This is a genomic window from Flagellimonas amoyensis (assembly GCF_003058265.1).
Taxonomy (GTDB): domain Bacteria; phylum Bacteroidota; class Bacteroidia; order Flavobacteriales; family Flavobacteriaceae; genus Flagellimonas; species Flagellimonas amoyensis.
The window spans coordinates 1-23,921 of record NZ_QBUK01000013.1; the positions used below are offsets into that span (position 1 = coordinate 1).

The 23,921-nt window shown below is 47.4% G+C and carries 28 protein-coding genes; 6 read left to right on the plus strand and 22 right to left on the minus strand.

From position 1 onward, the window contains the following. Positions 1-137: 137 nt before the first annotated feature. Both DB398_RS16125 and DB398_RS16130 read right to left on the minus strand, forming a co-directional pair. The gene (locus tag DB398_RS16125; protein WP_108425491.1) at positions 138-701 is read right to left on the minus strand and encodes an HNH endonuclease; all 564 of its coding nucleotides are present in this window, start codon (positions 699-701) and stop codon (positions 138-140) included. 19 nt (positions 702-720) lie between these two features. Continuing rightward, positions 721-927, minus strand: a complete 207-nt coding sequence (locus DB398_RS16130) for a helix-turn-helix transcriptional regulator (protein WP_108425492.1) — start codon at positions 925-927, stop codon at positions 721-723. A 200-nt stretch (positions 928-1,127) separates the two neighbouring features. On the opposite strand from DB398_RS16130, the gene DB398_RS16135 reads away from it, so the two are divergent. After that, a complete protein-coding gene (locus tag DB398_RS16135; protein ID WP_108425493.1) occupies positions 1,128-1,364 on the plus strand; it encodes a hypothetical protein in 237 nt (78 codons plus the stop codon). 67 nt (positions 1,365-1,431) lie between these two features. Here the strand turns inward: DB398_RS16135 and DB398_RS16140 are convergent, their stop codons facing one another. The 10 genes from DB398_RS16140 to DB398_RS16185 form a co-directional block, all read right to left on the minus strand. After that, positions 1,432-1,860 carry an FKBP-type peptidyl-prolyl cis-trans isomerase gene (locus DB398_RS16140; RefSeq protein WP_108425494.1) on the minus strand — a complete coding sequence of 143 codons (429 nt, stop codon included), beginning with the start codon at positions 1,858-1,860 and terminating at the stop codon, positions 1,432-1,434. A gap of 147 nt (positions 1,861-2,007) precedes the next feature. Next, complete coding sequence (locus tag DB398_RS16145; protein ID WP_108425495.1) at positions 2,008-2,610, minus strand: YkgJ family cysteine cluster protein; 603 nt, start codon at positions 2,608-2,610, stop codon at positions 2,008-2,010. A 131-nt stretch (positions 2,611-2,741) separates the two neighbouring features. Beyond that, positions 2,742-4,754, minus strand: a complete 2,013-nt coding sequence (locus DB398_RS16150) for a M13 family metallopeptidase (RefSeq protein WP_108425496.1) — start codon at positions 4,752-4,754, stop codon at positions 2,742-2,744. 51 nt (positions 4,755-4,805) lie between these two features. Then, complete coding sequence (locus DB398_RS16155; protein ID WP_108425497.1) at positions 4,806-6,083, minus strand: aminotransferase class V-fold PLP-dependent enzyme; 1,278 nt, start codon at positions 6,081-6,083, stop codon at positions 4,806-4,808. A gap of 62 nt (positions 6,084-6,145) precedes the next feature. Then, positions 6,146-6,769 (minus strand): YdeI/OmpD-associated family protein, encoded by a 624-nt coding sequence (locus DB398_RS16160; protein ID WP_108425498.1) that lies wholly within the window; start codon positions 6,767-6,769, stop codon positions 6,146-6,148. After that, positions 6,766-7,119, minus strand: a complete 354-nt coding sequence (locus tag DB398_RS16165; protein WP_108425499.1) for a VOC family protein — start codon at positions 7,117-7,119, stop codon at positions 6,766-6,768. The genes DB398_RS16160 and DB398_RS16165 overlap by 4 nt, the downstream gene beginning before the upstream one ends. A gap of 20 nt (positions 7,120-7,139) precedes the next feature. Beyond that, positions 7,140-7,721: a YdeI/OmpD-associated family protein gene (locus DB398_RS16170; protein ID WP_108425500.1), complete on the minus strand. Its 582-nt coding sequence runs from the start codon at positions 7,719-7,721 to the stop codon at positions 7,140-7,142. A 2-nt stretch (positions 7,722-7,723) separates the two neighbouring features. Beyond that, a complete protein-coding gene (locus tag DB398_RS16175) occupies positions 7,724-8,110 on the minus strand; it encodes a DoxX family protein (RefSeq protein ID WP_108425501.1) in 387 nt (128 codons plus the stop codon). Positions 8,111-8,127: 17 nt separating this feature from the next. After that, complete coding sequence (locus tag DB398_RS16180) at positions 8,128-8,592, minus strand: SRPBCC family protein (protein WP_108425502.1); 465 nt, start codon at positions 8,590-8,592, stop codon at positions 8,128-8,130. A gap of 2 nt (positions 8,593-8,594) precedes the next feature. After that, complete coding sequence (locus DB398_RS16185; RefSeq protein WP_108425503.1) at positions 8,595-8,918, minus strand: ArsR/SmtB family transcription factor; 324 nt, start codon at positions 8,916-8,918, stop codon at positions 8,595-8,597. A gap of 405 nt (positions 8,919-9,323) precedes the next feature. On the opposite strand from DB398_RS16185, the gene DB398_RS16190 reads away from it, so the two are divergent. After that, entirely contained in the window at positions 9,324-11,522 is a 2,199-nt protein-coding gene (locus DB398_RS16190) for a transferrin receptor-like dimerization domain-containing protein (protein ID WP_108425504.1), read from the plus strand. 131 nt (positions 11,523-11,653) lie between these two features. After that, positions 11,654-12,274, plus strand: coding sequence for a JAB domain-containing protein (locus DB398_RS16195; RefSeq protein ID WP_108425616.1), 621 nt, complete (start codon positions 11,654-11,656; stop codon positions 12,272-12,274). Positions 12,275-12,324: 50 nt separating this feature from the next. On the opposite strand, the gene DB398_RS16200 is transcribed toward DB398_RS16195, so the two are convergent. The 3 genes from DB398_RS16200 to DB398_RS16210 all read right to left on the minus strand — a co-directional run bounded on the left by DB398_RS16200 (position 12,325) and on the right by DB398_RS16210 (position 14,726). After that, positions 12,325-13,245, minus strand: a complete 921-nt coding sequence (locus DB398_RS16200; protein WP_108425505.1) for a hypothetical protein — start codon at positions 13,243-13,245, stop codon at positions 12,325-12,327. Positions 13,246-13,877: 632 nt separating this feature from the next. Beyond that, complete coding sequence (locus tag DB398_RS16205; RefSeq protein WP_108425506.1) at positions 13,878-14,327, minus strand: HAD domain-containing protein; 450 nt, start codon at positions 14,325-14,327, stop codon at positions 13,878-13,880. Between the two features lie 21 nt (positions 14,328-14,348). After that, a complete protein-coding gene (locus DB398_RS16210) occupies positions 14,349-14,726 on the minus strand; it encodes a hypothetical protein (protein WP_108425507.1) in 378 nt (125 codons plus the stop codon). A gap of 462 nt (positions 14,727-15,188) precedes the next feature. Between DB398_RS16210 and DB398_RS16215 the strand changes: the two genes are divergently transcribed. Next, complete coding sequence (locus tag DB398_RS16215) at positions 15,189-15,485, plus strand: hypothetical protein (protein ID WP_108425508.1); 297 nt, start codon at positions 15,189-15,191, stop codon at positions 15,483-15,485. A gap of 5 nt (positions 15,486-15,490) precedes the next feature. Here the strand turns inward: DB398_RS16215 and DB398_RS16220 are convergent, their stop codons facing one another. The 7 genes from DB398_RS16220 to DB398_RS16250 all read right to left on the minus strand — a co-directional run bounded on the left by DB398_RS16220 (position 15,491) and on the right by DB398_RS16250 (position 22,448). Continuing rightward, the gene (locus tag DB398_RS16220; RefSeq protein ID WP_108425509.1) at positions 15,491-16,690 is read right to left on the minus strand and encodes a PQQ-dependent sugar dehydrogenase; all 1,200 of its coding nucleotides are present in this window, start codon (positions 16,688-16,690) and stop codon (positions 15,491-15,493) included. A gap of 335 nt (positions 16,691-17,025) precedes the next feature. Further along, positions 17,026-17,589 carry a DUF4251 domain-containing protein gene (locus DB398_RS16225; protein WP_159076475.1) on the minus strand — a complete coding sequence of 188 codons (564 nt, stop codon included), beginning with the start codon at positions 17,587-17,589 and terminating at the stop codon, positions 17,026-17,028. A gap of 64 nt (positions 17,590-17,653) precedes the next feature. Next, entirely contained in the window at positions 17,654-18,571 is a 918-nt protein-coding gene (locus DB398_RS16230) for an EamA family transporter (protein WP_108425511.1), read from the minus strand. 115 nt (positions 18,572-18,686) lie between these two features. Next, positions 18,687-19,019, minus strand: coding sequence for a hypothetical protein (locus tag DB398_RS16235; protein WP_159076476.1), 333 nt, complete (start codon positions 19,017-19,019; stop codon positions 18,687-18,689). A gap of 176 nt (positions 19,020-19,195) precedes the next feature. After that, positions 19,196-19,888, minus strand: a complete 693-nt coding sequence (locus DB398_RS16240) for a YiaD family glycine zipper/OmpA-like lipoprotein (RefSeq protein ID WP_108425513.1) — start codon at positions 19,886-19,888, stop codon at positions 19,196-19,198. 6 nt (positions 19,889-19,894) lie between these two features. After that, positions 19,895-20,338 (minus strand): lipocalin-like domain-containing protein, encoded by a 444-nt coding sequence (locus tag DB398_RS16245; RefSeq protein WP_234416356.1) that lies wholly within the window; start codon positions 20,336-20,338, stop codon positions 19,895-19,897. Between the two features lie 133 nt (positions 20,339-20,471). Further along, complete coding sequence (locus DB398_RS16250) at positions 20,472-22,448, minus strand: alpha-ketoacid dehydrogenase subunit alpha/beta (RefSeq protein WP_108425515.1); 1,977 nt, start codon at positions 22,446-22,448, stop codon at positions 20,472-20,474. Positions 22,449-22,558: 110 nt separating this feature from the next. Here DB398_RS16250 and DB398_RS16255 point away from each other — a divergent pair, with 110 nt between their 5' ends. Then, the gene (locus DB398_RS16255) at positions 22,559-23,509 is read left to right on the plus strand and encodes an isopenicillin N synthase family dioxygenase (protein WP_108425516.1); all 951 of its coding nucleotides are present in this window, start codon (positions 22,559-22,561) and stop codon (positions 23,507-23,509) included. Positions 23,510-23,514: 5 nt separating this feature from the next. Beyond that, on the plus strand, positions 23,515-23,844 hold the full coding sequence (locus DB398_RS16260; protein ID WP_108425517.1) for a translation initiation factor: 330 nt from the start codon (positions 23,515-23,517) through the stop codon (positions 23,842-23,844). Positions 23,845-23,921 lie beyond the last annotated feature (77 nt).

Genomic DNA, 23,921 nt, shown 5'->3' on the forward strand with positions numbered 1-23,921 from the left:
TTAATTTTGGTTGAAAAGATTTATATTAGCAATTGCTTACATGTCACTTACTTTACCTCTATGTAAATTATAGTACAGCAAATGACGTTTTTGAGCTTTCTAAAAAAAAATCAGAAGTCAGATAGTGTCTTATATTTTTATCTTGTTATCTTTTTTACAAATGCACTGTCTAATTCTTGATACATTTTGAGGGCTTTATCATTTTCTGTTTTTATGTTTTCATATAGCGAGTTAGCAATAACTCTAATTGCATGTTGTTCAGCCTCATTTAGTTCTGGGTATCGGAACTTACCTTTTTGCATGTGAGTTTGAATTCTCTTCTTTCTTTCAAAAAAGGAGTTTAAATCATCATTTTCGCGGCAAATCTGCTCCAGGTGTTCTTCCCAATTTAGATAGTTACTTGAATCATCCCTGCGTCGTTTATTGCATGATTGACATGCTGGAACAATATTTCCCGGATGATGTAATCCATATTGAGCTCTATTAAACATGATTAGATGTTCAATCTGTAATTTGTTTGATTGAACTCCACAGTATGCACATTTGCTCCCAAAAACTTCGCTTTTGATTTGCTCAAATATTTTCTTTGAATTTCCAGAACCTGTATTAAAGCTTTTACCCCAATAATATTCTCCTACCTTCGTTAGAAAAGCACGAATTGCCGTATTTGCAGAATCTGAAGATGTATTATATACTGCCATTTCCGACGATTTGAGTTAATTAAATTTTAGTGGGCACCAAAAGTTCCCGAATATCCACATCCAAAATTTTAGCAATCTTCTTTAAATCTTTTAAATGTGGTTGGGACTTATTATTGCAAATCGAAGTAATTGTATTGGGATTTCGGTCAAGTTTAACCGCCAATTCCTTTTGGCTCATTCCCTTTATAACGAGCACTTCTTTTATTCTGTTTATTCGCTCAGACATAGCCTAAAACTAGGCATAATCAATGTTTGAGGCAATATTGGGATTTTCAGATTCCTTATGAAAACTATATAAACATTGTTTTAAATTATATTTATATATAATAAAACAGTGATTTTAATTTTCAGATTTATAAATAAAACCTATATTTATATTGTTATAATCTGTATTTATATTCCAAATGCACATAGAATTGTCCCAAAATGAGCTTACGGCCCAATGACCTACTCCCCCTCCTCACCTACTTTGAAGAATGTCACGAAGGAGATTTGCTTTCCTTTACGCTGTGGTTGGACAAGGCCATTTATATGTTCCATTACCTTCCTGCGGATGCTTTTTCAGCAACGGAGCGCCAAAATGTTTGTCATGTGCTTATGGAACTCAAAGGGGCGGTCATGGACATCCATGTGGCTCAGCAGGCAAAATGTTTACCCCCATAGGCCATAGGGCCAAAAAAAGCCCCATCGTACTGACAGGGCGTTTTTGTTCTTTATATGATGGCTGCGCTTAAAGTATCGCTACCACCTCAAGGTCAAACACCAGGTCTTGGCCCGCCAACGGATGGTTGGCATCCAGGATAATATCGTTTTCTTCCACTTTGGCAACGCGGAACTGCTGCTGTTGCCCCTCGGCATTGGCACCCACCAAGCCCATGCCCACTTCGGGCTTCAGGTCGTCCGGCAACTGCGATTTGGAGATTTTCTGAAAAAGCTGCTCGTTCACCTCGCCATACGCTTCCTGCTTGTCTATGGTGATGGTCTTCTTTTCGTTCACGGCCATATCGATCAGTCCTTTTTCAAATCCAGGGATAAGTTGACCCTGCCCCAAGGCGACTTCCAAGGGTTCCCTTTCCAATGAACTGTCAAAAACCTTTCCATTGACCAGTTTGCCCGTGTAATGCACCTTCACAGTGTCGTTTTCCTTTACTTTGCTCATAATTCTGTTTTATACATTTATAATCAAATCGTTGCAAATATATAGGGTACAAAATGGTTCAACGAACACGATGGACATTGCTTTCCCCAAAAGCGTAATTTTTATGAAAATTTTGTGGAATGGGCTGCCCTACATCGGCCTAAAACATCAAACACACCACTTCCCTGCATTGGGGAGCGGCCTGTAGGTGTAGTATTGCAGCACTTCTTCCAAGGCCACTTTCAGCGCCTTGTTCACGGGCAGCATTTTGGTGCCCATTTGGTAGTCAATCTGGTTCAGTTGCATGTAGTAATCCGTGAAAACGGGGACGTACAGCCCTTTGGCGATGGCTTCCGAAACGGTACGGTACTGTTCGGCCTGTCCCTCACGGATGATCTTGCAGGTGGCCAAGCGCAGGCTTCCATATTTGTCTCGGGTGGCGGCAAAGCCGAACAAACGACAGATGAGCCCCCGGTACTGATAGGTGCCGCAATGGCCCTGATCTACCACGGAAAGGGGCGCGAAGAGAAAGCAGTTGGGATTTTGGTTCGCGTTCAAGGTGTCCAAAGTGGTCTCCGCTTCGCCCTGTAAAAAAAGATGGAAAGCCCAAGGTAAAAACTCCAAGGGAGAGGCCTCTATTTGAGGGTAGTTACAACATTTTCCACAGCCCGAAACACAGCCCAAACCTGACTTTTGCTGAAACTGGGCGGTTTCCTTTTCCAATTGTCCGAATAGCTCCTCGACCCTTCGGACCTTCTGCTCTAACGTCACAAATTTTTTACCGAAGGTATATCTAATTTGGACACGTAGATTAAAAATCTTTTGAAAAAATCAGGGCTCAGCAAGCATATTCAAATTCGAATTTAATTAATTGAAATACAATGATTTAAACAATTTTATCTTTACCAAATCTTGATGCGTTCCTCCTCGGGTTTATAATTTTCGTCTTCTGGTCGGAGGTCAAACGTTTCGTAGAAGGGCGTAAAGTTCATCAAAGGGCCGTTCACCCGCCAAATGGCCGGAGAATGGGAATTGGTGTTCACATAATTCCGCATGAACTCGTCCCTCACCTTTACCCTCCAGATTCGGGCTATGGACATGAAGAAACGTTCATCGGGCGTGTAGCCGCCAATTCGGGTAGTGTCCTGCCCCTGTTCGGTCATTTTGAAGGCGTCGTAGGCAATTGCAATACCGCCGTTGTCCGCTGTGTTCTCCCCAATGGTCATCGCCCCTTTCACGTGCACGGTGTCCAGCACGGTAAAGGTGCTGTAACGGTCTATGAGCTGTTGGGTCTTCGCCTTGAATTTTTCCAGGTCGTCCTTCGTCCACCAGTTTTTCAGGTTCCCATCCTTGTCGTATTGGGACCCATTGTCATCAAAGGCATGGGTAAGCTCATGTCCGATCACCATCCCGATGCCGCCATAGTTCACCGCATCGTCCGCCTCCTTATCAAAATAGGGAAATTGAAGTATCCCGGCCGGGAAGACGATTTCATTATGAGATGCCCGGTAATAGGCCGTCACCGTTGAGGGCGTAGTGCCCCAATCCTCTTTGTTGGGAGCCTTGTTCAGGTCCTTGGTGGCATATTCGTAAGCATTTTTGCGCAGCGCCACCACATTCTCGAAATAGTTGTCCCGTTCCATGGTCACATCATATTCCCTCCAAACATCGGGGTAGCCTACCTTTTTGGTGATGGCATATAGTTTTTCCTTGGCCTTGGCCTTGGTACTGTCGCTCATCCAGTCCAATTGGGACATCCGGTTCTCAAAGGCTTTTTGAAGGTTGTCCACCAAGTCGGACACCCTTTTCTTGTCCTCTTCGTCAAAATAGCGTTTTACGTAGAGCTGCCCCAGCGCAAAACCGAGCAAACGGTCCACCTGCTGCACCATCAACTGGGCACGGGGCTGTTGTTCCGATTGGCCCAGCAGTATTTTGTTGTACTCAAAAACCGCCATTTCAAAAGGCGTGCTCAGAAAACCTGCATAATTTTCCAAGGTGTGGGCCTTGAGATAGGTTTTCCAGTCCTCCAGTGGAACGGAGGCCAGCATTTGGTCCAGTTGGTCATAGTAAGTGGGTTGCTGAACATTTATGGAATCGGCTTCCATTTGCAGTTGTTCCAACAGTGTTGCCCAATGGATGTTAGGATTGCTCTTGGTGAGGTCCGCCACCGAAAGTTTGTGGTAGTTGGCTTGAATGTCCCTTCGTTCGATACGGGTCTTGTGCACCTCGGCCAGTTGTTTTTCAATGGCATATACCGTTTCCGCCTTTTCGGCCCCATTTTCTTGCTCCGTAAGCTCGAAGAGGGTGGTCAGGTATTTCCGATAGGCGTTTTGGATGCCCACGGTGGACGAATCCGTCTTGAAGTAATAATCCCGATCCGGAAGCCCGAGTCCCGATTGTCCGGCGTGCAGGATGTTCACACTGCTGTTCTTGTTGTCCGGCCCAACCCTGAGGCCGATGAACGAATTGTTGCCGGATTGCATCTCGTTGGTCACAAAATGCATGAGGGCCTTGGTGTCCGCAATCCCATCGATTTTTTCAAGGATGGGTTTTATGGGCTCATATCCCCTTTTGTTGATTTGGGCCGTGTCCATACCCGAAGCATAAAAAGCACCCACTTTCTGCTCTACCGTTCCCGCTGCATGTTCCGTGGCGGAAACTTCTTCCAAGATATTCTGAAGCAATTTTTTCTGCGGAATGTTCAAAAAACTATAGGACCCCACTCCTACCTGATCCTCGGCGATTTGGATGGAATCGTACCAGATCTTGTTCACGCGCATAAAGAAATCATCGCCCGGTCTGATGGATTCGGTGATTCCGGTATAGGCTATTTTGGGGGATTCGGTCGGCTTTACTTCTTTTTTACAGGAGGCCAAGAGCAAGACGAAAAGTACAGTTAGAGAGAGGTTTTTCATGTGATTGTAAGAATATATGAGTAATGGTATTTTCAAATTTCTAAATTAATGTTATCCCAGGCTTCCCACAACGTCCAAAGCCCTGTCTATTTCTTCCTTGGAATTGTAAATGTGCACGGAATGGCGGATCATCTTGTCCCCTACCGATCGGGGTTGCAGTTTTTCGCGATCCCACATCGTTTTTTGGAGTTCTGGCCCTGACATGCCCTCCACCCCATAGGTAGTGATTCCGGCTGCCAGTTCTTCATTGGTAGATGAAAAGATAGTTACGTGTTTCATTTGTTTCAGGCCATCCCGAAGGTGCATGCCCAGTTCCTTGATCCTGCCGATCCAAACATCATGGCCAATGGTGTTGAAGAAATCCACAGCGGCATCATACCCCGCCACAAGCCCGGCATTGCCAGTGCCATTCTGCATCAACCGGAATCCGTGGTCTTCTTGGTTGTCCCAGTTATAGCTGGCAATGGTGGCCCAAATATCGCCCACCACATCTTTATTGATATATAAAAGACCGCTGCCCGCCGGGGCCAACAGCCATTTGTGCAGACTGGAATAATAGGCATCACAACCAATGTCCTTCACGTCCACGTTCACGTGGCCCACGCACTGCGCTCCGTCCAAAACGGTAAAAATGCCCCTCTTTTTGGCCTCGGCACAGATTTGTTTTACGGGCATCACGGTCCCGAACCCAGAAACGATATGCGGTATGGCAATGACCTTGGTCTTCGGGGTTACTTCCTTAAAAATGGCATCCACAATGGCCTGCGGATCGTTGGCGGGTTCTGGTAGGATGGCCTGCTTGTACACACAGCCTTTACGCTTGGCCAAGAGTTGCCAGGCCCCAAAACCCCCTCCGTGTTCCTGATTGGTGTTCAGCAACTCGTCCCCTTTCTTCAGGTCGAGGCCCATGCCCACGTAGTTCATCCCAAATGTGGCGTTCTGCACCAGTGAGATTTCCTTAAAATCGCAGTTGATGATTTTTGCCAATTTGGTTCGTAGTTCCTCGTAGGGAAAGTACCCGGTCAGCAGTTCGGGTCCTGAACCGTTCTTGTAGTCCACGGTCGCGGCCTCCACGTTCCAGCGCATCATGTGGTCGAACATTTTGTCCAGCACATAGCCCGATGTTGGGCCCATGGTACCGTTGTTGAAATAGGTCTGCCCTTCTTTCAGTGGAAATTGCTTTCGGACCATCTTCCAATAGGCCTCGTCCGTGGGAGTGGCATTTTTGAGGGGTTCAATGGACCAATCTTTTTGGGAATCAAAGGACAACAAGGGCATGGACAACATCGCCATGGCCCCTTGTTTTAAAAATTTTCTGCGCTGTTCCATATCGGTTTGGGTTGGTCCTCCTAAAATAGTGAATATTGGACACAAAACCCTTGTGCTGGAAGTTATCTATCATGAAACCCCAAACCTTTCATGATCTTGGGGATGTATTTTTCGATACGGTCTTCCCGGGTCTTGGATTGTTTTGCCCCGGAAAAATAGAGCAGATACCCCTTTTGTCTTCCCGGGGTAAGGTTTTCAAACGCTTTTTTCAGTTCGGGGTCTTCCTCCAATCGTTGTTGGAACTCTTCGGGGATGTCGTAGTCCGAAACCGGTTTCATTTGCACCTTCAAACCTGCTTTTTTCACTTCAATGGCTTCAAAGATGTAGCTTTTCAACACGGGTTCCAGTTGGACGATCTGCTTCACATCGGTAAAACGGACCACCCTGCCCGATTGGGTGTTCTCCCCTGGTTTTTCCAGAATTTGGTGATCGTCCTTCAGCAATGCCCCTTTAAAAAAACTCAGGGTGCAATTGTCCTTGAACGCGGCCACCATCACCAAGTTGGTGCCGTTATGGGTATAGGTGGGCATGCCCCACTTCTGTTCTTCTGTAAGTCCGCACTCCAGTATCAGCCTTCGGAGGTATTTCAATTCTTCCTGCCAACTGTGCACCTTGCATTCCGGGGTGCCGCCCAAAGGGCAGCGGCCACAGCCTTCCTGCAAATAAGCATCAATGAGTGGGTTCATAGGTGGGTCAAAAGGTTAAGGGTGGCACCGTTCGGGTCTTTCACAAAAAACCGCCGCACGCCCCAATTTTCATTTCGTATGTCATAAACCACCTCATGGCCAAATTCTTTTGCCCGCTCGTACATCTGGTCCACATCAGGCAGTTCTATGGAAAGGAAAACGGATGCGTTATCCAGCTCTTTGCCCTCTTCGTTTTGAAAAATGTTGATTTGGGCCGTGGGATTTTCCTTTGAGGCGAACGTTATGATCCACCCCAGGTCCATGGCCATATCCATTCCCAAAAAATCGATATAGAACGATTTGCTCGCTGCTAGGTCATCGGAATAGATGTTTGGGACAATTCTTCGCATGGTTTATGCTGTGATAAGGTTTACATTTCATTATATCCTTTTCCCTCAAAAATGTTGGGAACGGATTTCTCGATCCTTGATATGCGGGTCTTGGATTGTTTTGCCTGGGAAATATGGAGCATATACCCGCGTTGGCGTCCCGGTGTCAAGGCTTCGAAGGCTTTTTTAAAATCGGTATCACTGTCCAATCTGTCCTGAAGCTCTTCCGGCATGTCAAATTCGGAGGTTTTCTTCATTTTTACTTCCAGACCTGCTTTTTCCACTTCAATGGCCTCATGGATATAGGCTGTCAGTGCTTTTTTTCTGTCCACGATCTCCTTGACATCGGTGAACCTGATCTGGCGGACCGATTGTACATTCTTGGTCTGCTGGATGAGCATGTCCTCCGTATCCTTCAGCAATGCCCCTTTATGGAACAGGAGCGCGCAGTATTCCTTAAAACCGTGGATCAAAACAATGTTGCTGCCCTGAAAGGTATAGCAGGGTACGCCCCATTTGAGTTCCTCGGTAAGGCCAGTGTCCAGAACAATTTTACGCAACTGTCGATAGGCATCTTGCCATTGGGAGGGCTTTTCAAAGAAAAAATCGACTTTTGGGTTCATGCTTATGCGTTTTGCGTGGTGATCGTCTTTCGGCTTGGAGGTCTAAAATACCAAGAAATTATGGACAATGCCAATAACAGGGTGGGTCCGAAAAGATCTACAGCGGCATCCCCGACGGCCAGATGGGATGCTATCGCCCCGGTCATGGTGAAGACAAACCCTGCGTATGCCCATTCCTTGAGCAAGGGAAACTTGGGAATCAATACGGCCACTACGCCCAAAAGTTTCCAGATTCCGATTATGGTCAGAAAATAGATGGGATAGCCCAAATGGTCCATCATGGCCACTTCCTCTTCCATGCCCATCAGTTGCACAATGCCCGTGGAAACCATTCCCAGAGCCAGCCAAACCGTGGCCACCCAATAGATGATTTTGTTTCTTTTTGTCATTTGTAAGGTTTTAAAGGTTATCCTAAGTGTTGTACTACGTGCTGCAAGCGGTCGTGCGCCATGTTGATGCCCTGCGTAAAGGGCAGTTTCAGCATGCGATCACGGTCCTCCACCGATTTCTGGACCATGTGGATGGTTAGCTTGCTCGTGGTCTCGGTCAGGGCCTCAAACTCCAAAAACTCCAATTGCACGGGAAACTGGCCGCTTTCCATCTCAAAGGTCCGTATGATCTTCCGGTTGGGTACAAATTCGTGTATGGTCCCGTTGAACCGGTGCTTGTTGCCCATGGGGTCGGTGGTCTCGAACTGATAGCTGCCATGTCTGCGGTTTTCCAGCTTTAGGACATTGGTGCCCATCCATTGCGCCACAATCTCAGCGTCTTCGTAGGCCCTAAAAAGGGATTCCAGCGGCAGTTCAAATTCCCTGGTGATCCAGATTTCCTGTTTTCCGTCCTCAGCGTGGACCTTTGTTTTTCGTTCCATTGTTATTTTTTAGGCGGTTGTTTTTTCATGATGGCCTCCAAAGCGTTGAACCTATCGTCCCACATATCCCTAAATGGTGCAATAAAGTCTGCTATTTCCTTCATTTTGACAGGATTGAAGTAGTAATGGATCTCCCTCCCCTGCTGTTCCTGGGTCAGCAGTTCGCACTCGGTGAGGATACGTATGTGCTTTGAAATGGTCTGCCGGGACGAATCGAACTCCGCGGCTATGGCGCCCGGCGTCATGGCGTTCAGTGCCACCATGGCAATGATGGCCCTACGGGTGGGGTCGGCAATGGCCTGAAATACATCTCTACGCAATTCCATTTATGCAGCTATTTGACTGCGAATATAAATGCAGTTATTTGACTGCGCAAATTTATTTTGAAAACTTGTCGGTTATTTGGTTACTGGGTTGTTCAGTTACTTATCACTGCTTACTGCACACTGCAGACTGTCTTCCCATCTTCAAATCCGAAGCACCAAACACAAGTTCAAGAATCAAGCTCAAGCTATATTCGTGTCAATTCGTGCTATTCGTGTCAGGCCCTAATCATTCCGTTATTGGGTTATTTTGTTATTGGGTTATTGCCGACCGCGTACTGCACACTGTCTTTTAACATCCACCCTCAAAATGCCAAACATCAAATCCCAAACTACAAGCTTCGGACCTCTGACATCTAGCGCCAGTTAGCCAACAAATACTTACATTTAAGTGCTAATTCAAAAATTATGAGAAAAAGACCTCTACTACCCTTATTCCTGTTGCTCAGCATTTTGAGCGTATCGGCCCAAGAACAGCTTATTGGGTTTGGTAAAACCGCTTCGGATGAAGAATTGAAGCTCGAAACTGAATTTGAAAAACGACTTTCCGCGACCAATCTGGACGATTGGATGAAACGCATGGCCGCCGAACCCCATTGGGTGGGCACCAAATTTGGCGAGGAAAACGTCAAGTGGATGGAAAAACAGTTCAAATCCTGGGGTTATGATACCCGGATTGACACCTACCAAGTGCTTTTCCCCTACCCCAAGGTCCGAGTTCTGGAACTGACCGCCCCCACCACCTACTCGGCATCCCTCGAGGCCGTTCCCGTGGAAGGCGACCCGTACACCGCGCAGGGTGACAAACTGTTGCCCAGTTACAATGCCTTCTCCACCGATGGCGATGTGGAGGCCGAACTCGTATTTGTGAACTACGGCGTGCCCAGCGACTATGAGGAACTGGAAAAACTGGGCATCGATGTGAAAGGAAAAATCGTCATTGCCAAATATTATGGCTCTTGGCGCGGCATCAAACCGAAATTGGCCGCCGAGAAAGGCGCCATTGGCTGTATCATCTATTCCGACCCCAAGGATGATGGGTATTACCAGGGCGATGTATATCCCGAAGGCCCCTATAAAAACAAGACCGGGGTGCAGCGTGGCTCCGTGATGGACATGCCCCTTTATCCCGGCGATGTACTCACCCCCGGCTATGCCGCTACCAAGGATGCCAAACGCTTGGACCGTGAGGAGGCCCCGACCATTACCAAGATTCCCGTGCTGCCCATTTCGTATGAAGATGCCCAGCCTTTGTTGGAAGCCTTGAAAGGTCCCGTGGCCCCCGATGACTGGAGAGGTGCCCTGCCCCTCACCTACCATATTGGTCCCGGTCCGGCCAAGGTACATTTGAAACTAGAGTTTGACTGGCAGTTGAAACCGGCCCACAACCTCATCGCGACCCTAAAGGGTTCGGAATTCCCTGATCAGTGGATCGTGCGTGGCAACCACCACGATGCCTGGGTGCACGGCGCCAGTGACCCTGTCAGTGGCATGGTGGCCCTGATGGAAGAGGCCCGCGTCATTGGTCAACTGGCCAAGGAGGGCAAAAGACCCAAACGCACCCTGGTCTATTGTGGCTGGGATGCGGAGGAACCCGGACTCATCGGTTCCACGGAATGGGTGGAAGACCACAGGGACGAACTGCAGCAAAAGGCCGTGGCCTACATCAACACCGATGGCAACAGCCGTGGGTATCTGGGTGCAGGAGGGTCGCACTCGCTCCAGGCGATGGTGTCGCAGGTGGCCCATAGTGTGACCGACCCGCAAAAAGGCGTGTCTGTGGCGGAGCGCCGCAAGGCCGCCAATGCAGTGCGCGGTGGGGACAATTCCTTTACACTATCCGCCCTCGGCTCTGGATCGGATTACACCCCCTTCATCCAGCATTCGGGCATTGCCTCGTTGAACCTCGGTTACGGTGGCGAAGGCTCCGGCGGGGAATACCACACCATTTACGATACCTATACCCACTACACCCGTTTTAAGGACCCCGGGTTCCAGTATGGCGTGGCCCTGGCCAATACGGCGGGTCGCATTACCCTACGCCTGGCCAATGCCGAGGTGTTGCCGTTTGAGCTGACCCAGTGGCACGGCACCATTGAGACCTATTTGGGCGAGGTGATGAAGACCTTGGAAAACATGCGCTCCGAAGTGGAAAAGCACAACAAAAAGGTAGAGGCAAATGTGTACGAGTTGACCATGGATCCCAAAAAGCCCTTGGCACCCGCGAAAAAGGAGGCCGAAGTGCCGTATCTGGACTTCTCGCCCCTGCAAAATGTGATCGCTGACCTCAAGAAAAGCATAGACACCTTTTCCAAAGCGGACCTCATGGCCCTGTCCAGTGCCAAAAAGGCGCAGCTCAACCAAGAGCTGATGGGCATGGAGCAGGTGTTGCTACAGGATAAGGGACTCCCCCGAAGGGACTGGTTCAAGCACCAAATCTATGCCCCGGGATTTTACACTGGGTATGGGGTAAAGACCCTTCCGGGCGTACGCGAGGCCATTGAGCAGAAAGATTGGAAAGAGGCCCAGGAACAGATCGGGGTGCTGGCCGCCACCCTCAAGAGTTTTGATGCGCAGGTGCAGAAATTGAACAGCATCGCAAAATAACGGTATTGTCACCATCTAAAAACCGTCCCTTGTAATTTGTGGGGACGGTTTTTTATACCCCCAGGCCATTTTTGTTTTTCTCAAAAGCTTGGATTACCTTTCCCAGACCCAAAAATGACAAACACCTACCCATGAACGTAAGGCTTACCAAAGAACAACGGATCAAAGTGCTGAACTCCACGGACATTTATGCGATCATGCAACAGGTGTTGCTGCGGGAGAACAAGATACGCCGCAACCAAGAGCATTTTTGGGTGGTGGGCCTCAACCATGCCAACAAGGTGCTGTTTGTGGAGCTCATTGGCCTGGGTGCGCACAACCGGGTGAACGCCGACCCGCCCGACGTGTTCCGGATGGCCATCTACAAACTGGCCTCCCAGCTCATCTTGGTGCACAACCACCCCAGCGGCAACCACAAGGTGACGGATGCCGATATCCTCTTTACCGACCATATGCTAAAGGCGGGCAAACTGCTCCAGATTGAAGTGTTGGACCATTTGGTGATCACCGAGACCGACTACACCAGTTTTGGGGACCAGGGCGTGATGGACGAACTGCGCAAAAGTGGCCTGTTTGAGATCATGGGCCCCGAAAAGCAGGAACTGGAGGCCTTTAAATTGGAAACGGAACGGAAGAGGGCCGAAAAAGAAAAGGCAATTAGTATCGCGAAGTCTTTAAAAGCAAGTGGCATGTCCGATGCTGATATAAAAAAGCATACGGGGTTGAGCTTAAAGGTGATTGGGGGACTCTGATAATAAAAAAGCGGGCCATTTTGGCCCGCTTTTAATTAAAAATGATTGGTTTATCCTGTTTTCAGAAATCCTTTATCATATACAATGGCCATGATTTCAGCATCAGATAATGGCTTCAATCTGCCATTTAAATGGTCCGTTTTATAATCAACTAAGAGCTTACCATACTTCATTCCCCAATTTGTCAACGATTCCTTGGAAATGGGGTATTCAGCTTTAATATCTCTTAAAAGAATTTTCCCATCTTTTCCTGATGGACTTACATCATCCAGCATTTCTTTATCATGTACAATAAAATGTCTTATTGCATATCTATAAAAACAAGAAACATTCTGACCAGCCGAATTCTCCAATCTTACAATGGTTTTAGGTACAAAAAGAATTGGTTTGCCAAAATAGACAGGAAGTTTAACTTTCCTTCTCACCCACTTTGAAGTAGTGTGGTCAAAAATATCATCCTGCATTACCTCCTTCATGGGAATCTTGTAAAGCTTACACTGCTGCTGAGTGTATTCTATTAAAACGTCCTTTATAATTTTGGTGGTGATGTCGGAAATTCTATCGGAACCAATGTCCTCAATAAAGAGTTCAACATCCGCAAAATGGCTTAAAACCCCAGATTTGACTGCCTTGTTTCTCTGTATTGCGTCAATAATCTTTGGTTTAAGCTTATCTGCCACGGAATTTCCAAAACATTTGCTAAATGAATATCCAAGGCGTGTCTCATTTGGTTCTTTAAGACCAGAAAGCAAATAATAGATTTTCTTGATATCCTTTGCCCTGACATGTTTGATAAGTTCTGCCCAAAAAACCTCAACCCTTTTTTGCATTTCCTTCGCAATAGGGTCTTTGGAATTTTCAATAAGTCTAGGGTCAATAAATAATAAATTATCAGTATTTAACTTGACGTCTACGAAGTCCAAGTTTGGCTGCTGAATAGCCAATTTATAAAATGATGATATATTTGTCATCTTAAAAAATTTAAAGTTAAAAATGTTACTTGCCAGCAATTAAGTTTGAACTTAACAACATGCTGGTCTTCCTCCGACAGTATTATGAATTTTTACGACGACTTATTTTTAACATTTTTTTCAACAAATATTTCATACATTTGCACCCAGTTAACTACCAAAATAACTGAATACCGCAATAAACTTAGGTTTTTATCGTTATTATTTACAGGGTGTCAGCCTCTAAATAAGATTTGCGATATTTTCCCTATTTTATTCAAAACATTAGCGATTTACGCTACAAAAACCAAGCCAAAATGTCAAAATGTGACTTTTTGGCTTTTTTCTGTGACAATATTTCCTATTACTGCCATGATTAAAATCTAATGGCAGGATTTCACCTATTTACAACTGTTTGGCATGCCAATTAAATTACAAAAAAGGGAAGGCCGAAGGGTCTTCCCTTTTAAATACTATTCAACAACAAATTATGGGTATTATGGCATGAACAACACGGATGGCCAAGGGGTCTTGATCAGGTTGCTTACTGAGGCGGAACAAAAAACCCGCCAAAAAGCGGGTCTATAAAGTCCTCGATACACATTTTCTACACCTTGCTGTGAAAATGCACTCGGACGAGCACATCGTTCTTTTTAGGATCTTAAGATCTGTATGGCGGTATCGGCCAACTCCTCATTAAGCCCCACCGTGGCGCTGGGCTGTACCAGTTTGGCCTTCATGGGGGCCGGAAGGCTGTTCAGGGTCTTGTCATCGTCTATGATCACAAAGTGGTCTTCGTTCCTGTTGTTCCACCATCGTATCAGCTCTTCCTTTCGGTCCATCTGCAAGGTGTTTGTCCTGAGTTTTTGGATGTTCACATTGCCCAATCCCCGGGTGGAAAAAATGTTCCGCCATGTTTTTATGGGATAATTGGACTTGTGCGATGTGGTCAATAGAATTCCTGCACCAGTTTCAGAAATTATTTTCTGAAGGCTGTTGGTGGCCCTACTACTGAACCTTGGGAAACCGTCATCTTCAAATTCCGGCCTTTTCCAGTTGCTGTTGGGGACCATTACACCGTCTATGTCCAATAATATCAACATATTGCAAAGTTAGTCCATATTTCACAAATCCTTGAAAATACTTTCGTCCACTCCATTGATCGCAGCATCCCTTTTATGGTGTTCTTTGATTTGGTCGGCATCTTCATAATCTTCCTCCACTATACTCATTTTGGGCCATTCATGGTCAGTTGTGCCTTTTGCAATTTCCCACTCCATATACTCGATTTGGACCCCTGCGAGTTGGGCACAAATGTATCTGTGGTGACCATCCACAATTCGGGAATTCTTGACTTTTACACCATCAAACTGTATTCCAAGCTTCATTTTTTTATAAATCCGCCGTAGGATGGGCAGGCACAATGCCTTTTGGGTCGATGTCAGCTCCAATTCATTGGAATTCAACAACTTTTGAACAGTAGGCAGGTCAATTTCTTGCATTTGGGACAAATTAAAGGTTCCGATATATGTTTTTGATACAATGCGCGGTAGTATTTCAGAACTTCAAAAACAAAAGAACAAAAGCTTGCCCATCCCAACAAACCATCCATCAACCCAAACCCCCCATCCGTCAATTCAAAACCGTCATCCGTCAATTGGATGCGTAAAAATCCTACGCAACAATTAGCTTAGCCACAAAACCTAAGAAAATGACGACTCTGGAAACCATAAACCTCTTACAAAAAATCTGCTTGGTGCTCATCGCCTTTATTGTTTACCTATTGGGATTCCTCCACGGGGCCCGCTGGTGGAAAAGAAACAAGATCTAGCACAATACGGGACGGTATGGGCCGTTTCAATAAAAGCCCAAACCAAACTTAAACCTACCGAGCCATTCTTTCCCAAGACCCGAGCATAAAACGCTTTCTGATCCTGTGCCACAACCAGCATTATACCATTAGGGTGGATGAACACACGGACGGTGAAATCCGCTACCTCTGCTGGCAAAAGCCCAGGGTGATCTTGCAAAGGCCCTGTTTGGTGATCCGCAACGGAAAGTGCACGGAAAGTCCCAGTCTGGACAAGGCCGAATATGTGTTCGAGGATGGCGACCTCACCTACAGCTTGGAGCGCATCGTCTCCAAAGGCGACTATGGCACGACCCATATTTTTTTGGAGGTCTCGGACAGAGACAATCAAAAAAGTACCTGGAAAATGGAGGAAAGGCCACTTCCCAAGTACTTAGGAGATTTTTTATGAGGCGTTTAGCCCTTGTAGGTGACGCGGTAAATGGCGTCGCCCACATCGTCGGAGATCAATAGCGATCCGTCTTTCAGGAACAACAGGTCCACGGGGCGGCCAAAGGCCTCTTGGCTTTCCTCGTCCAACCATCCTTCAATGAAGGGCTCATAGCTTACCGCCTTGTTGTTGTCCAGTTTCACCAAAGTGACCCTATAGCCGGATTTGGAAGCGCGGTTCCAAGAGCCGTGCTCCGCGATAAAGGCATGGCCCTTGTAACTTTCCGGGAACATGGAACCCGTATCGAACTTGACGGCGAGGGGTGCTACGTGCGCGCCCAAGGCTTGCACGGGAGCCACAAAGTCGGAACAGGGACGCTTGTCGCCAAATTCAGGGTCTTTGATGGTGCCCCCATGGCAAAATGGATAGCCAAAATGTTGGCCCACCTCGGTGAGGCGGTTCAGTTCGCAGGGGGGGATGTCGTCGCCGAGCATATCCCTGCCGTTATCAGTAAACCATAGTTCGTTGGTGTCCGGGTGCCATGTGAAGCCAACGGTGTTCCGCACGCCGCGGGCCACGATCTCCCGGTTGCTGCCATCGGCATCCATTCGGGTGATGGTCGCAAAACGCTCGTCGTCATTGGTGCGGTCACAGATGTTGCAGGGTGCGCCCACGGGCACGTACAGTTTGTTGTCCGGGCCAAAGGCGATGTATTTCCATCCGTGGTGGAACTCTGTGGGGTAATCGTCATAGATCAGTTCGGGTTCGGGCGGACTGGCCAATTGTTGCTCAATGTTGGGGTATTTGAACAAACGGCTCACCGCACCTACGTATAGGGCCCCGTCCTTGAAGGCCACTCCGTTGGGCTGCTCCAGGTCCGAGTCCACCTCAAATACTTTTTCGGCCCTAAAATCGCCGTCCTCATCGCGGAGCGCATAGACCTTGTTCTCGTTCCGGGTGCCCACAAAAAGGGTCCCGTTGTCGCCCATGGCCATGGATCGGGCTCCGTCTATGCCTTCGGCATAAATCTCAATTTGGAAGCCTTCGGGAAGTTTTAGGCGGTCCAAGGGCAGGGAAGCCTCATATTGTGACGTGTCTGTTTCCTGTTGGGTCTTTTCATCGGCATTTTCTTCGTTGTCCCCTTTCTTTTTGCCATTGCAGGAGAGCACGGCGAGGGAAAGCATCAGCAAAAAAATGGAGCTTTTGGGCAAATGGTTCATCTTCATGGGAATGAATAGGTGTTTTTGGTTTCTAAACCCATAAAGCTATAACAAAATGATGGAAGTTGGAAGTCGGGGGGCAGAAGTCTGATGTCAGATGTCCGAAGTCGGAAGTCGGAAGTCGGAAGTTTGATGATTTGGATAACAGAATATAGAAAAACAGAGCATAGAAAACGGAGGATTGGTGTCTTCCGGACTAGGAATCGCACAAATGTTCACGGATCTATTTGAACTTGATCCTTGCACTTGTGTTTGAGGTCAGATGTCGGAAGTTTGCCATTTGGGATTTGGCAATTTGGAATTTGGTGCTTGACAATTTGGTACTTTGAACTTTGACCAACTCACTTCTCCCGTTCATATTCGGAAACGGTTCCCTGATACCAAATGGTGGTGCGGTGGGTGCTGGCAATGGTGATGGTGGTATGGTTGGACGGATAGATCTGGGCAATTACCCGATACCCTTCTTGGTTTTGGGAGATGTTGAAACGTATTGTTTTTCCGTCCCCTTTTTTGTTGGGTTCTATGGTGAATTCCTTGGGAATGCCATTGAATAGAATTCCGCCTTTCTGTGGATTGTAGGCCCCTCCCATCTGGCGTTCCCCGAAATAGGGAAGATCGGCCACGACACTGTCACCCACGACCCGAAGGTATCCGCCGGAACCGCCAATGTCTATTCTGCCGGCCGTGCTGCCCCGGGGCAACAAACCTGCATTGGCAATGCTGTTCAGCCCTTGGCTGGCCATGGGCTGTGCCCAACTGGCATCTATCTGGAAACTTTTATCGGAGATCAATTTTTCAAAAGCGGCCAACTCGGCCGGAGTGGCCTGTGACCTAGGTCCTGAGGCGCAAGCCATGGCAAGCAGCATCAAGAGGGCAAAGCCATATGTTGTCCAAGTTTTCATCATCAAATCGTTAGGCCTGTTGAAAATACGGATTCTCGGGCTCATTTCCCAGAGCCCTCCGAAAACATTAACGTTTGAAACGCTCAAAAATGGCGAGCGTCTTTTTGGTGTTGATGAAATAAACGCCCGTGAGCAGAATGGTCGCGGCGATAATGGATTGGGCCGTGATCTGTTCGTCCAGAAAATACCAGCCCAGCAAGAGGGCCACAATGGGGTTGACGTAGGTGGAGGTGGCCACTTTTTCCGGGGAGACCGCTTTGAGCAGGTAATTGAACGAGGTGAAGGCCAAAATACTCCCAAAAACGATCAGCAGGACCATGGAGAGCTGCACGCCCCCACTCCAACTGAGCGGTGCCGACCAGGTTTCGCCAAAGGCCAGGCTCATCAGGGCCAAGGTGATTCCGGCGGTGAACATTTGGTAGCCGGTGTTCACAAAATAGTTGTTGGGGAGGTCCGCTTTCGCTACAAAAAGACTCCCGTAGGCCCAGCTCAGCATACAAAAGAAGATCATGACCATGCCGATGATGGATTCTTCCTTGGCAATGATCTGTTTCTGGCTCACCAGCAAATAGATGCCCACAATGCCCAAAACCACCCCGATGACGGACATGGGCTGTATCTTTTTGCCCTGCAGCACCCGCATCAACAATAGGATGATGAGCGGTTGGGCGGAAATCTCCAGAGCGGCAAAGCCACTGTCCACATATTTCAGGGCCCACACCACTACCCCGTTCCCAAAACTGAGAAAAAGGATGCCAGCGATGATGGTGTTCCACAGTTGTTTCTTGGTGATGGTCAGGGGAATTCCCATGATTTTGGCCAAAATAAAGATCAAGATTCCGGCTGTGGTGAACCGGCAAGAGGCCAGCATGAAGGGCTCCAGCTCCTTCACGGCTATCTTGTTCAGGAGATAGGTGGATCCCCAGATGACGTAGATGGCAAAAAAAGCAAGGATGACCAAGACGGATGTAGAGGATTTTCCCATTCCAGCGCAAGTTTATGGCCTTGCAATATTACGGATGTTTGTAGGAGTAAAAAATACTTGGCGGACATCTTTTGTTGCAAAATGACCGGATTGCTTTTTGGGCAAAAAGGTCAGCTTAGGAATGTTCCATGGTGTCCAGAAGGTAAGAGGCAATATCCGCTTCCAATTCCCTAAAACGCTTCAGATGGAGCTGCACTTCCTTTTCCAGCCCCTCAATGACCCCGGCCTTTTTTCTATGGATAAGCCCCATAAGGTTCTTTTGGTATTTTTCAAACAGCTTGAAGCTTCGCTTGAGGTCGTTGTATTTCTCAAAACTGGAGGGACATTTGGGTTCGCAGGTATACGAACATAGCTTTTGGGACAACCGCTGGATGACCTCGTGGTTCCGTTCCATGCGGATCAGCAATTCCTGTTTTTGATATGTACTGTTTTCACTGATTGGGTCCATGGTTCCGTGTTTTGGGGATTGGAAACTGCTTATGTCCATTAAATTACGAAATAATGGGGATAGTTGGATCGGGATTAACTTTCATTTAAAGGTTTCATCAACTTTTCCAAACAGAAACAAAAAGCCCCGATGCATGAGCATCGGGGCTTTATATCAAACGTCATCGACGTGATCAATTAGTTGTTGGTTTCCTCGTAGGCTTCCTGTTTCAACTCATCACTGGCGATGATGGCCAACTCCACCCTTCTATTTTTGGCTTTGCCGGCAGCTGTATCATTGCTTTCAATCGGCTGGTCCTCACCGTACCATTTGGTGGTGAATCGACCACTGGAGATGCCCTTGCTCACCAAATAATTGGTCACCGATTGGGCCCTACGCTGTGAAAGTCCCAAATTGTATTCTGCGGCACCATCGGAATCCGTGTGGCCCTCTACCAAAATGTTGGTCTTTGGGTATTCTTTGAAAATTCCGGCCAATTTGTCCAAGGTAGTGGCAGATGCACCTTTGATATCAGCTTTGTTGGTGTCAAAATACACACCGTTTTCTCCACTGAAGGTCACGTTGATGCCCTCTCCTACCCGTTGTACCTCTGCTCCGGGGATTTCTTCCTCGATTCGCTCGGCCTGACGGTCCATTCGGTTACCGATGTAGCCACCGGCAGCACCACCGACCACGGCACCGATAATGGCACCAAGGGCCGTATTTCCTTTTCCTACATTGTTACCGATGACACCACCGATTACGGCACCGCCACCAGCACCAATAGCAGCACCTTTTTGGGTGTTGTTTGCATTTTTTATGGCATCACAGCTCAGGATAAGGCTCAGGGCCAAGAATGCGGTTGTACTTTTTAATAGGATATTTTTCATGATTTTTTATTTTCTTGAGAATTCATAGACTACGGTCACGGGCTGTCCGTCCACCGATACGTTGGATTTGAGGGTCATGGCCTGTTCTGTCAGGCTCACGATGTTCAATCGATACCCATAACCTCCAGAAATGTCCTTTCGGTTTTCATCGATGAACTTGAATTGTAATTGGCTGGAGTAATTGGCTGTGGGTTCCACCACGGACCATCTGAAGAAACGGTCACCACCTTGGCAGAGGGAACTCTGTTTGATGGTATATCTTCCCGTGCTATTGTTGTCCCTGAAGAACCACTCACTGTCCTCGAAGCAGATGTCCTCCGCGTCGTTGAAGATGACCGACTTGAAATTGCCAGAATTGTTTTCATAGTACACATTGTCCAAATTCCAAGTACCGCTGAAGATGTCTCTTTGAGACCGGACACTTTTGGAAACTGAGCACGAAACAAGCAAAAAGCTTGCTATTGCGACGAATAATAATGATCGTTTTACCATAAGATTTAAAAGTTAATGTTCAATAAAAGATACGAAATGGGTCAATATAAAGTTGTTTTCTCCATTAAAAAAATGGTTAAATGATTGTGTTTCAATAGGCATAAAGCTCCAATAATGCCGTCTCAAATCGCTTTTTTGGCAGGTAGCCCGCTTCCAGTTCCTTCGCAAAGGGAACCGGGGTCTCCAGACTGCCAATTCGCTTGACCGGGGCATCCAGATACTCAAAACATTCTTCCATGACCATGGCGGAAATGTCACTCGCAATACCCCCAAAAAGGGTGTCTTCTTGCAAAATGATCAGTTTGCCTGTCTTTTTCAACGAAGTTTTGACAGCATCGAAATCCAGAGGTTGAAGTGTTCGCAAATCTAAGAGATCCGCGTCAATTTCAGGATGTTTTTCCAATACTTCGATGGCCCAATGCACGCCGGCACCATAGGTGACCACCGAAATGCCCTCTCCTTTCCTTACCCAATTGGCCTTGCCAAAAGGTATCGTGTAATAATCGGAAGGGACCTCGCCGTACACACTTCGGTACAGCCCCTTGTGCTCAAAGAACAACACGGGATTGGGGTCGTTGATGGCCGTGTTGAGCAAGCCTTTCGCATCGGCGGGAAAAGCAGGGTAGACCACTTTGAGTCCGGGCGTCTTGGTGAACCAGGCCTCGTTGGTCTGTGAATGGAAGGGTCCTGCCCCTACTCCTGCGCCACAGGGCATCCGGATTACCACGTCCGCCTTTTCGTTCCAGCGGTAATGCGATTTGGCCAAATAGTTCACAATGGGATTGAATCCGGAACTCACAAAATCGGCGAACTGCATTTCCACCACGGCTTTCATTCCGTTGATGGAAAGCCCCATGGCGGCCGAGACAATTACGGATTCACAAATGGGAGTATTCCGCACCCTACTCTTTCCAAACTTGGGCACAAAACCTTCGGTGATCTTGAAGACACCACCGTAATCGGCAATGTCCTGGCCCATCAGGATCAATTCATTATGGCGGTACATGGATTGCTCCAGTCCTTCCGAAATGGCATCCACAAAACGGATGCTTTTTATCTCTTCTTTTGGATTTACGTCTTGATAATCAAACTCTTGATAAACATCACCTAATTCTTTGGTTTCATCAAAGGAAATCGTTGGTTCATCAAAGGCAAGTTTCAAATTCTCATCGATTTCTTCTGATATTCCAGCTTTTAGCTGTTCTATTTTTTCTTCGGACAGCAATCCATTTTCCAGTAAGAAGGCCTCATAATTGGCAATGGGATCTTTCTTCTCCCAATCCTTCATCAGCTTTTCCGGAACATATTTGGTGCCACTGGCCTCCTCATGCCCGCGCATACGAAAAGTCTTGAACTCCAAAAGTATGGGCCTCGGCCTTTTTCGCATGGCCCTGCAGAGCTCATCCACCTTGGCAAATACCTCCAAAATGTTGTTGCCGTCGATGATGCGGGATTCCATGCCATATCCTTTGGCCCTGTCCGCCAAATGTTCACAGTTGTATTGTTCATTGGTGGGCGTGGAAAGTCCATAGCCATTGTTCTCGATACAGAACAATACGGGCAGGTTCCATACTGATGCCACATTGAGCGCTTCATGGAAGTCACCTTCGCTGGTTGCCCCTTCGCCTGTAAAAACGGCCGTCACCCTTTTCTTGCGTCGGAGCATATCGGCCAGGGCAATGCCGTCGGCCACCCCTAACTGGGGCCCCAAGTGGGAAATCATGCCCACAATCTTATACTCCTGGGTGCCAAAATGGAAACTTCGGTCCCTGCCATTGGTGAAACCGCTCTGTTTTCCCTGCCATTGTGCGAACAATCGGTTCAGGGGGATGTTTCTTGAGGTGAAGACGCCAAGGTTTCGGTGCATGGGCAAAATATATTCATTCTCCTTCAGGGCTTGGGTCACCCCCACAGAAATGGCCTCCTGGCCGATGCCGCTGAACCACTTGGAAATTTTGCCCTGCCGCAACAAGATGAGCATCTTTTCCTCGATCATTCGGGGTTTGAGCATTCCCGTGTACAGGTCTAGCAATTTCTGTTGGTCCAGATCACCAATATGATACCTCATGCGATAAAATTCAACGGTCTAAAAGTAGTAAAACGCCCCCATCTTTCGGTAAACTTCAAAAATCTTCGGTAAGATTCATTACTTTTGACCTTATTACAAACCATTTAGATATGAGTGCGATTCCAAGTGTAAACCTAGAGGATTTCATCTCCGGGGACCCGGCCCGAAAGGAAAAGTTTGTCAAGGAAATTGGCGCCGCTTTTGAAGGCATCGGCTTTGTGGCCCTTAGCGGACATTTTTTATCCGATGAACTGGTGGACGACCTCTATTCCGAGATCAAACAATTCTTCCAACTGCCCCAAGAGATTAAGGACAAGTATGAAATTGAGGGTATTGGCGGACAAAGGGGGTACACTTCCTTTGGAAAGGAGCACGCCAAGGGCAAAAAGGAGGGCGACCTGAAGGAATTTTGGCATTTTGGCCAATATGTGGAGGACAACCCGAAACTGGAAGCTGAATATCCGGCCAATGTGATGGTGGATGAACTTCCCAAATTCAACGCTGTTGGCAAGGAAACCTACCAAATGTTGGAAAAAACGGCCAAATATGTGTTGAGGGCATTGGCCCTGCACCTGGATTTGGAGGAAACGTATTTTGACGACTTCATCAAAAACGGAAATTCCATTTTGAGGCCCATCCACTACCCTCCCATCACTTCGGAACCCAAAAATGCGGTCAGGGCGGCGGCGCATGGGGACATCAACCTGATCACCCTGCTCATGGGCGCACACGGAAAGGGACTGCAGGTGCAAAATCACCAAGGGGAATGGGTGGATGCGATTGCCAAACCAGACCAATTGATGATCAATGTGGGGGACATGCTTTCCAGACTGTCCAACAATAAATTAAAATCCACGATCCATCAAGTGGTAAACCCGCCAAGGGAATTGTGGGGCACGTCCAGATACTCCATTCCGTTCTTTATGCACCCCATCAGTGAAATGCCGTTGGACTGCCTGGAGAACTGTATAGACGAAGAACATCCCAAGGCCTACGAGGATATTACTGCCGGTGAATTTTTGCACGAAAGGCTCATTGAACTCGGATTGGTAAAAAAATAAGCATTGTGGACCTAAAAGACCAACTCAAAAATCTATTTCCCGACCACGAGCCCGAAGAGGAACCTGAAAAAAGCAATGATGCCCCAGCCTATTGGTTGCAGGATGACCCCATTATCTGCAAATATGAAAAGCGTAAAGGCAAGCCCATTACCATTCTGGAAGGCTACAACGGGGCCGAAAGCGACTTCAAAAAACTGGCCAAGGACCTGAAAACATTTTTGGGCGTCGGGGGCAGTTTCAAGAAAGACACCATCATTATCCAAGGAGATTACAGGGACAAGATCATGACGTTCCTGAAAGAGAATGGTTTTTCAGTAAAGCGGGTCGGGGGATGATGGAAATTCCCTGAAAATGAAAGCACATTTCATTTCCGTGTTAAAAACAACTGCTGAAAACCAATGTTTTGTGAAAA

Bases quoted from the DNA above. Each gene is read 5' to 3' on its own strand.
- DB398_RS16165 (WP_108425499.1), bottom strand. From the start codon at position 7,119: ATGCGAAGAATTGTCCCAAACATCTATTCCGATGACCTAGCAGCGAGC.
- DB398_RS16175 (WP_108425501.1), bottom strand. From the start codon at position 8,110: ATGACAAAAAGAAACAAAATCATCTATTGGGTGGCCACGGTTTGGCTG.
- DB398_RS16125 (WP_108425491.1), bottom strand. From the start codon at position 701: ATGGCAGTATATAATACATCTTCAGATTCTGCAAATACGGCAATTCGT.
- DB398_RS16225 (WP_159076475.1), bottom strand. From the start codon at position 17,589: ATGATGAAAACTTGGACAACATATGGCTTTGCCCTCTTGATGCTGCTT.
- DB398_RS16240 (WP_108425513.1), bottom strand. From the start codon at position 19,888: ATGAAAAATATCCTATTAAAAAGTACAACCGCATTCTTGGCCCTGAGC.
- DB398_RS16195 (WP_108425616.1), top strand. From the start codon at position 11,654: ATGAACGTAAGGCTTACCAAAGAACAACGGATCAAAGTGCTGAACTCC.
- DB398_RS16200 (WP_108425505.1), bottom strand. From the start codon at position 13,245: ATGACAAATATATCATCATTTTATAAATTGGCTATTCAGCAGCCAAAC.
- DB398_RS16220 (WP_108425509.1), bottom strand. From the start codon at position 16,690: ATGAAGATGAACCATTTGCCCAAAAGCTCCATTTTTTTGCTGATGCTT.
- DB398_RS16210 (WP_108425507.1), bottom strand. From the start codon at position 14,726: ATGCAAGAAATTGACCTGCCTACTGTTCAAAAGTTGTTGAATTCCAAT.
- DB398_RS16185 (WP_108425503.1), bottom strand. From the start codon at position 8,918: ATGGAATTGCGTAGAGATGTATTTCAGGCCATTGCCGACCCCACCCGT.
- DB398_RS16255 (WP_108425516.1), top strand. From the start codon at position 22,559: ATGAGTGCGATTCCAAGTGTAAACCTAGAGGATTTCATCTCCGGGGAC.
- DB398_RS16135 (WP_108425493.1), top strand. From the start codon at position 1,128: ATGAGCTTACGGCCCAATGACCTACTCCCCCTCCTCACCTACTTTGAA.
- DB398_RS16190 (WP_108425504.1), top strand. From the start codon at position 9,324: ATGAGAAAAAGACCTCTACTACCCTTATTCCTGTTGCTCAGCATTTTG.
- DB398_RS16230 (WP_108425511.1), bottom strand. From the start codon at position 18,571: ATGGGAAAATCCTCTACATCCGTCTTGGTCATCCTTGCTTTTTTTGCC.
- DB398_RS16150 (WP_108425496.1), bottom strand. From the start codon at position 4,754: ATGAAAAACCTCTCTCTAACTGTACTTTTCGTCTTGCTCTTGGCCTCC.
- DB398_RS16140 (WP_108425494.1), bottom strand. From the start codon at position 1,860: ATGAGCAAAGTAAAGGAAAACGACACTGTGAAGGTGCATTACACGGGC.
- DB398_RS16160 (WP_108425498.1), bottom strand. From the start codon at position 6,769: ATGAACCCACTCATTGATGCTTATTTGCAGGAAGGCTGTGGCCGCTGC.
- DB398_RS16205 (WP_108425506.1), bottom strand. From the start codon at position 14,327: ATGTTGATATTATTGGACATAGACGGTGTAATGGTCCCCAACAGCAAC.
- DB398_RS16130 (WP_108425492.1), bottom strand. From the start codon at position 927: ATGTCTGAGCGAATAAACAGAATAAAAGAAGTGCTCGTTATAAAGGGA.
- DB398_RS16170 (WP_108425500.1), bottom strand. From the start codon at position 7,721: ATGAACCCAAAAGTCGATTTTTTCTTTGAAAAGCCCTCCCAATGGCAA.
- DB398_RS16180 (WP_108425502.1), bottom strand. From the start codon at position 8,592: ATGGAACGAAAAACAAAGGTCCACGCTGAGGACGGAAAACAGGAAATC.
- DB398_RS16235 (WP_159076476.1), bottom strand. From the start codon at position 19,019: ATGGACCCAATCAGTGAAAACAGTACATATCAAAAACAGGAATTGCTG.
- DB398_RS16155 (WP_108425497.1), bottom strand. From the start codon at position 6,083: ATGGAACAGCGCAGAAAATTTTTAAAACAAGGGGCCATGGCGATGTTG.
- DB398_RS16250 (WP_108425515.1), bottom strand. From the start codon at position 22,448: ATGAGGTATCATATTGGTGATCTGGACCAACAGAAATTGCTAGACCTG.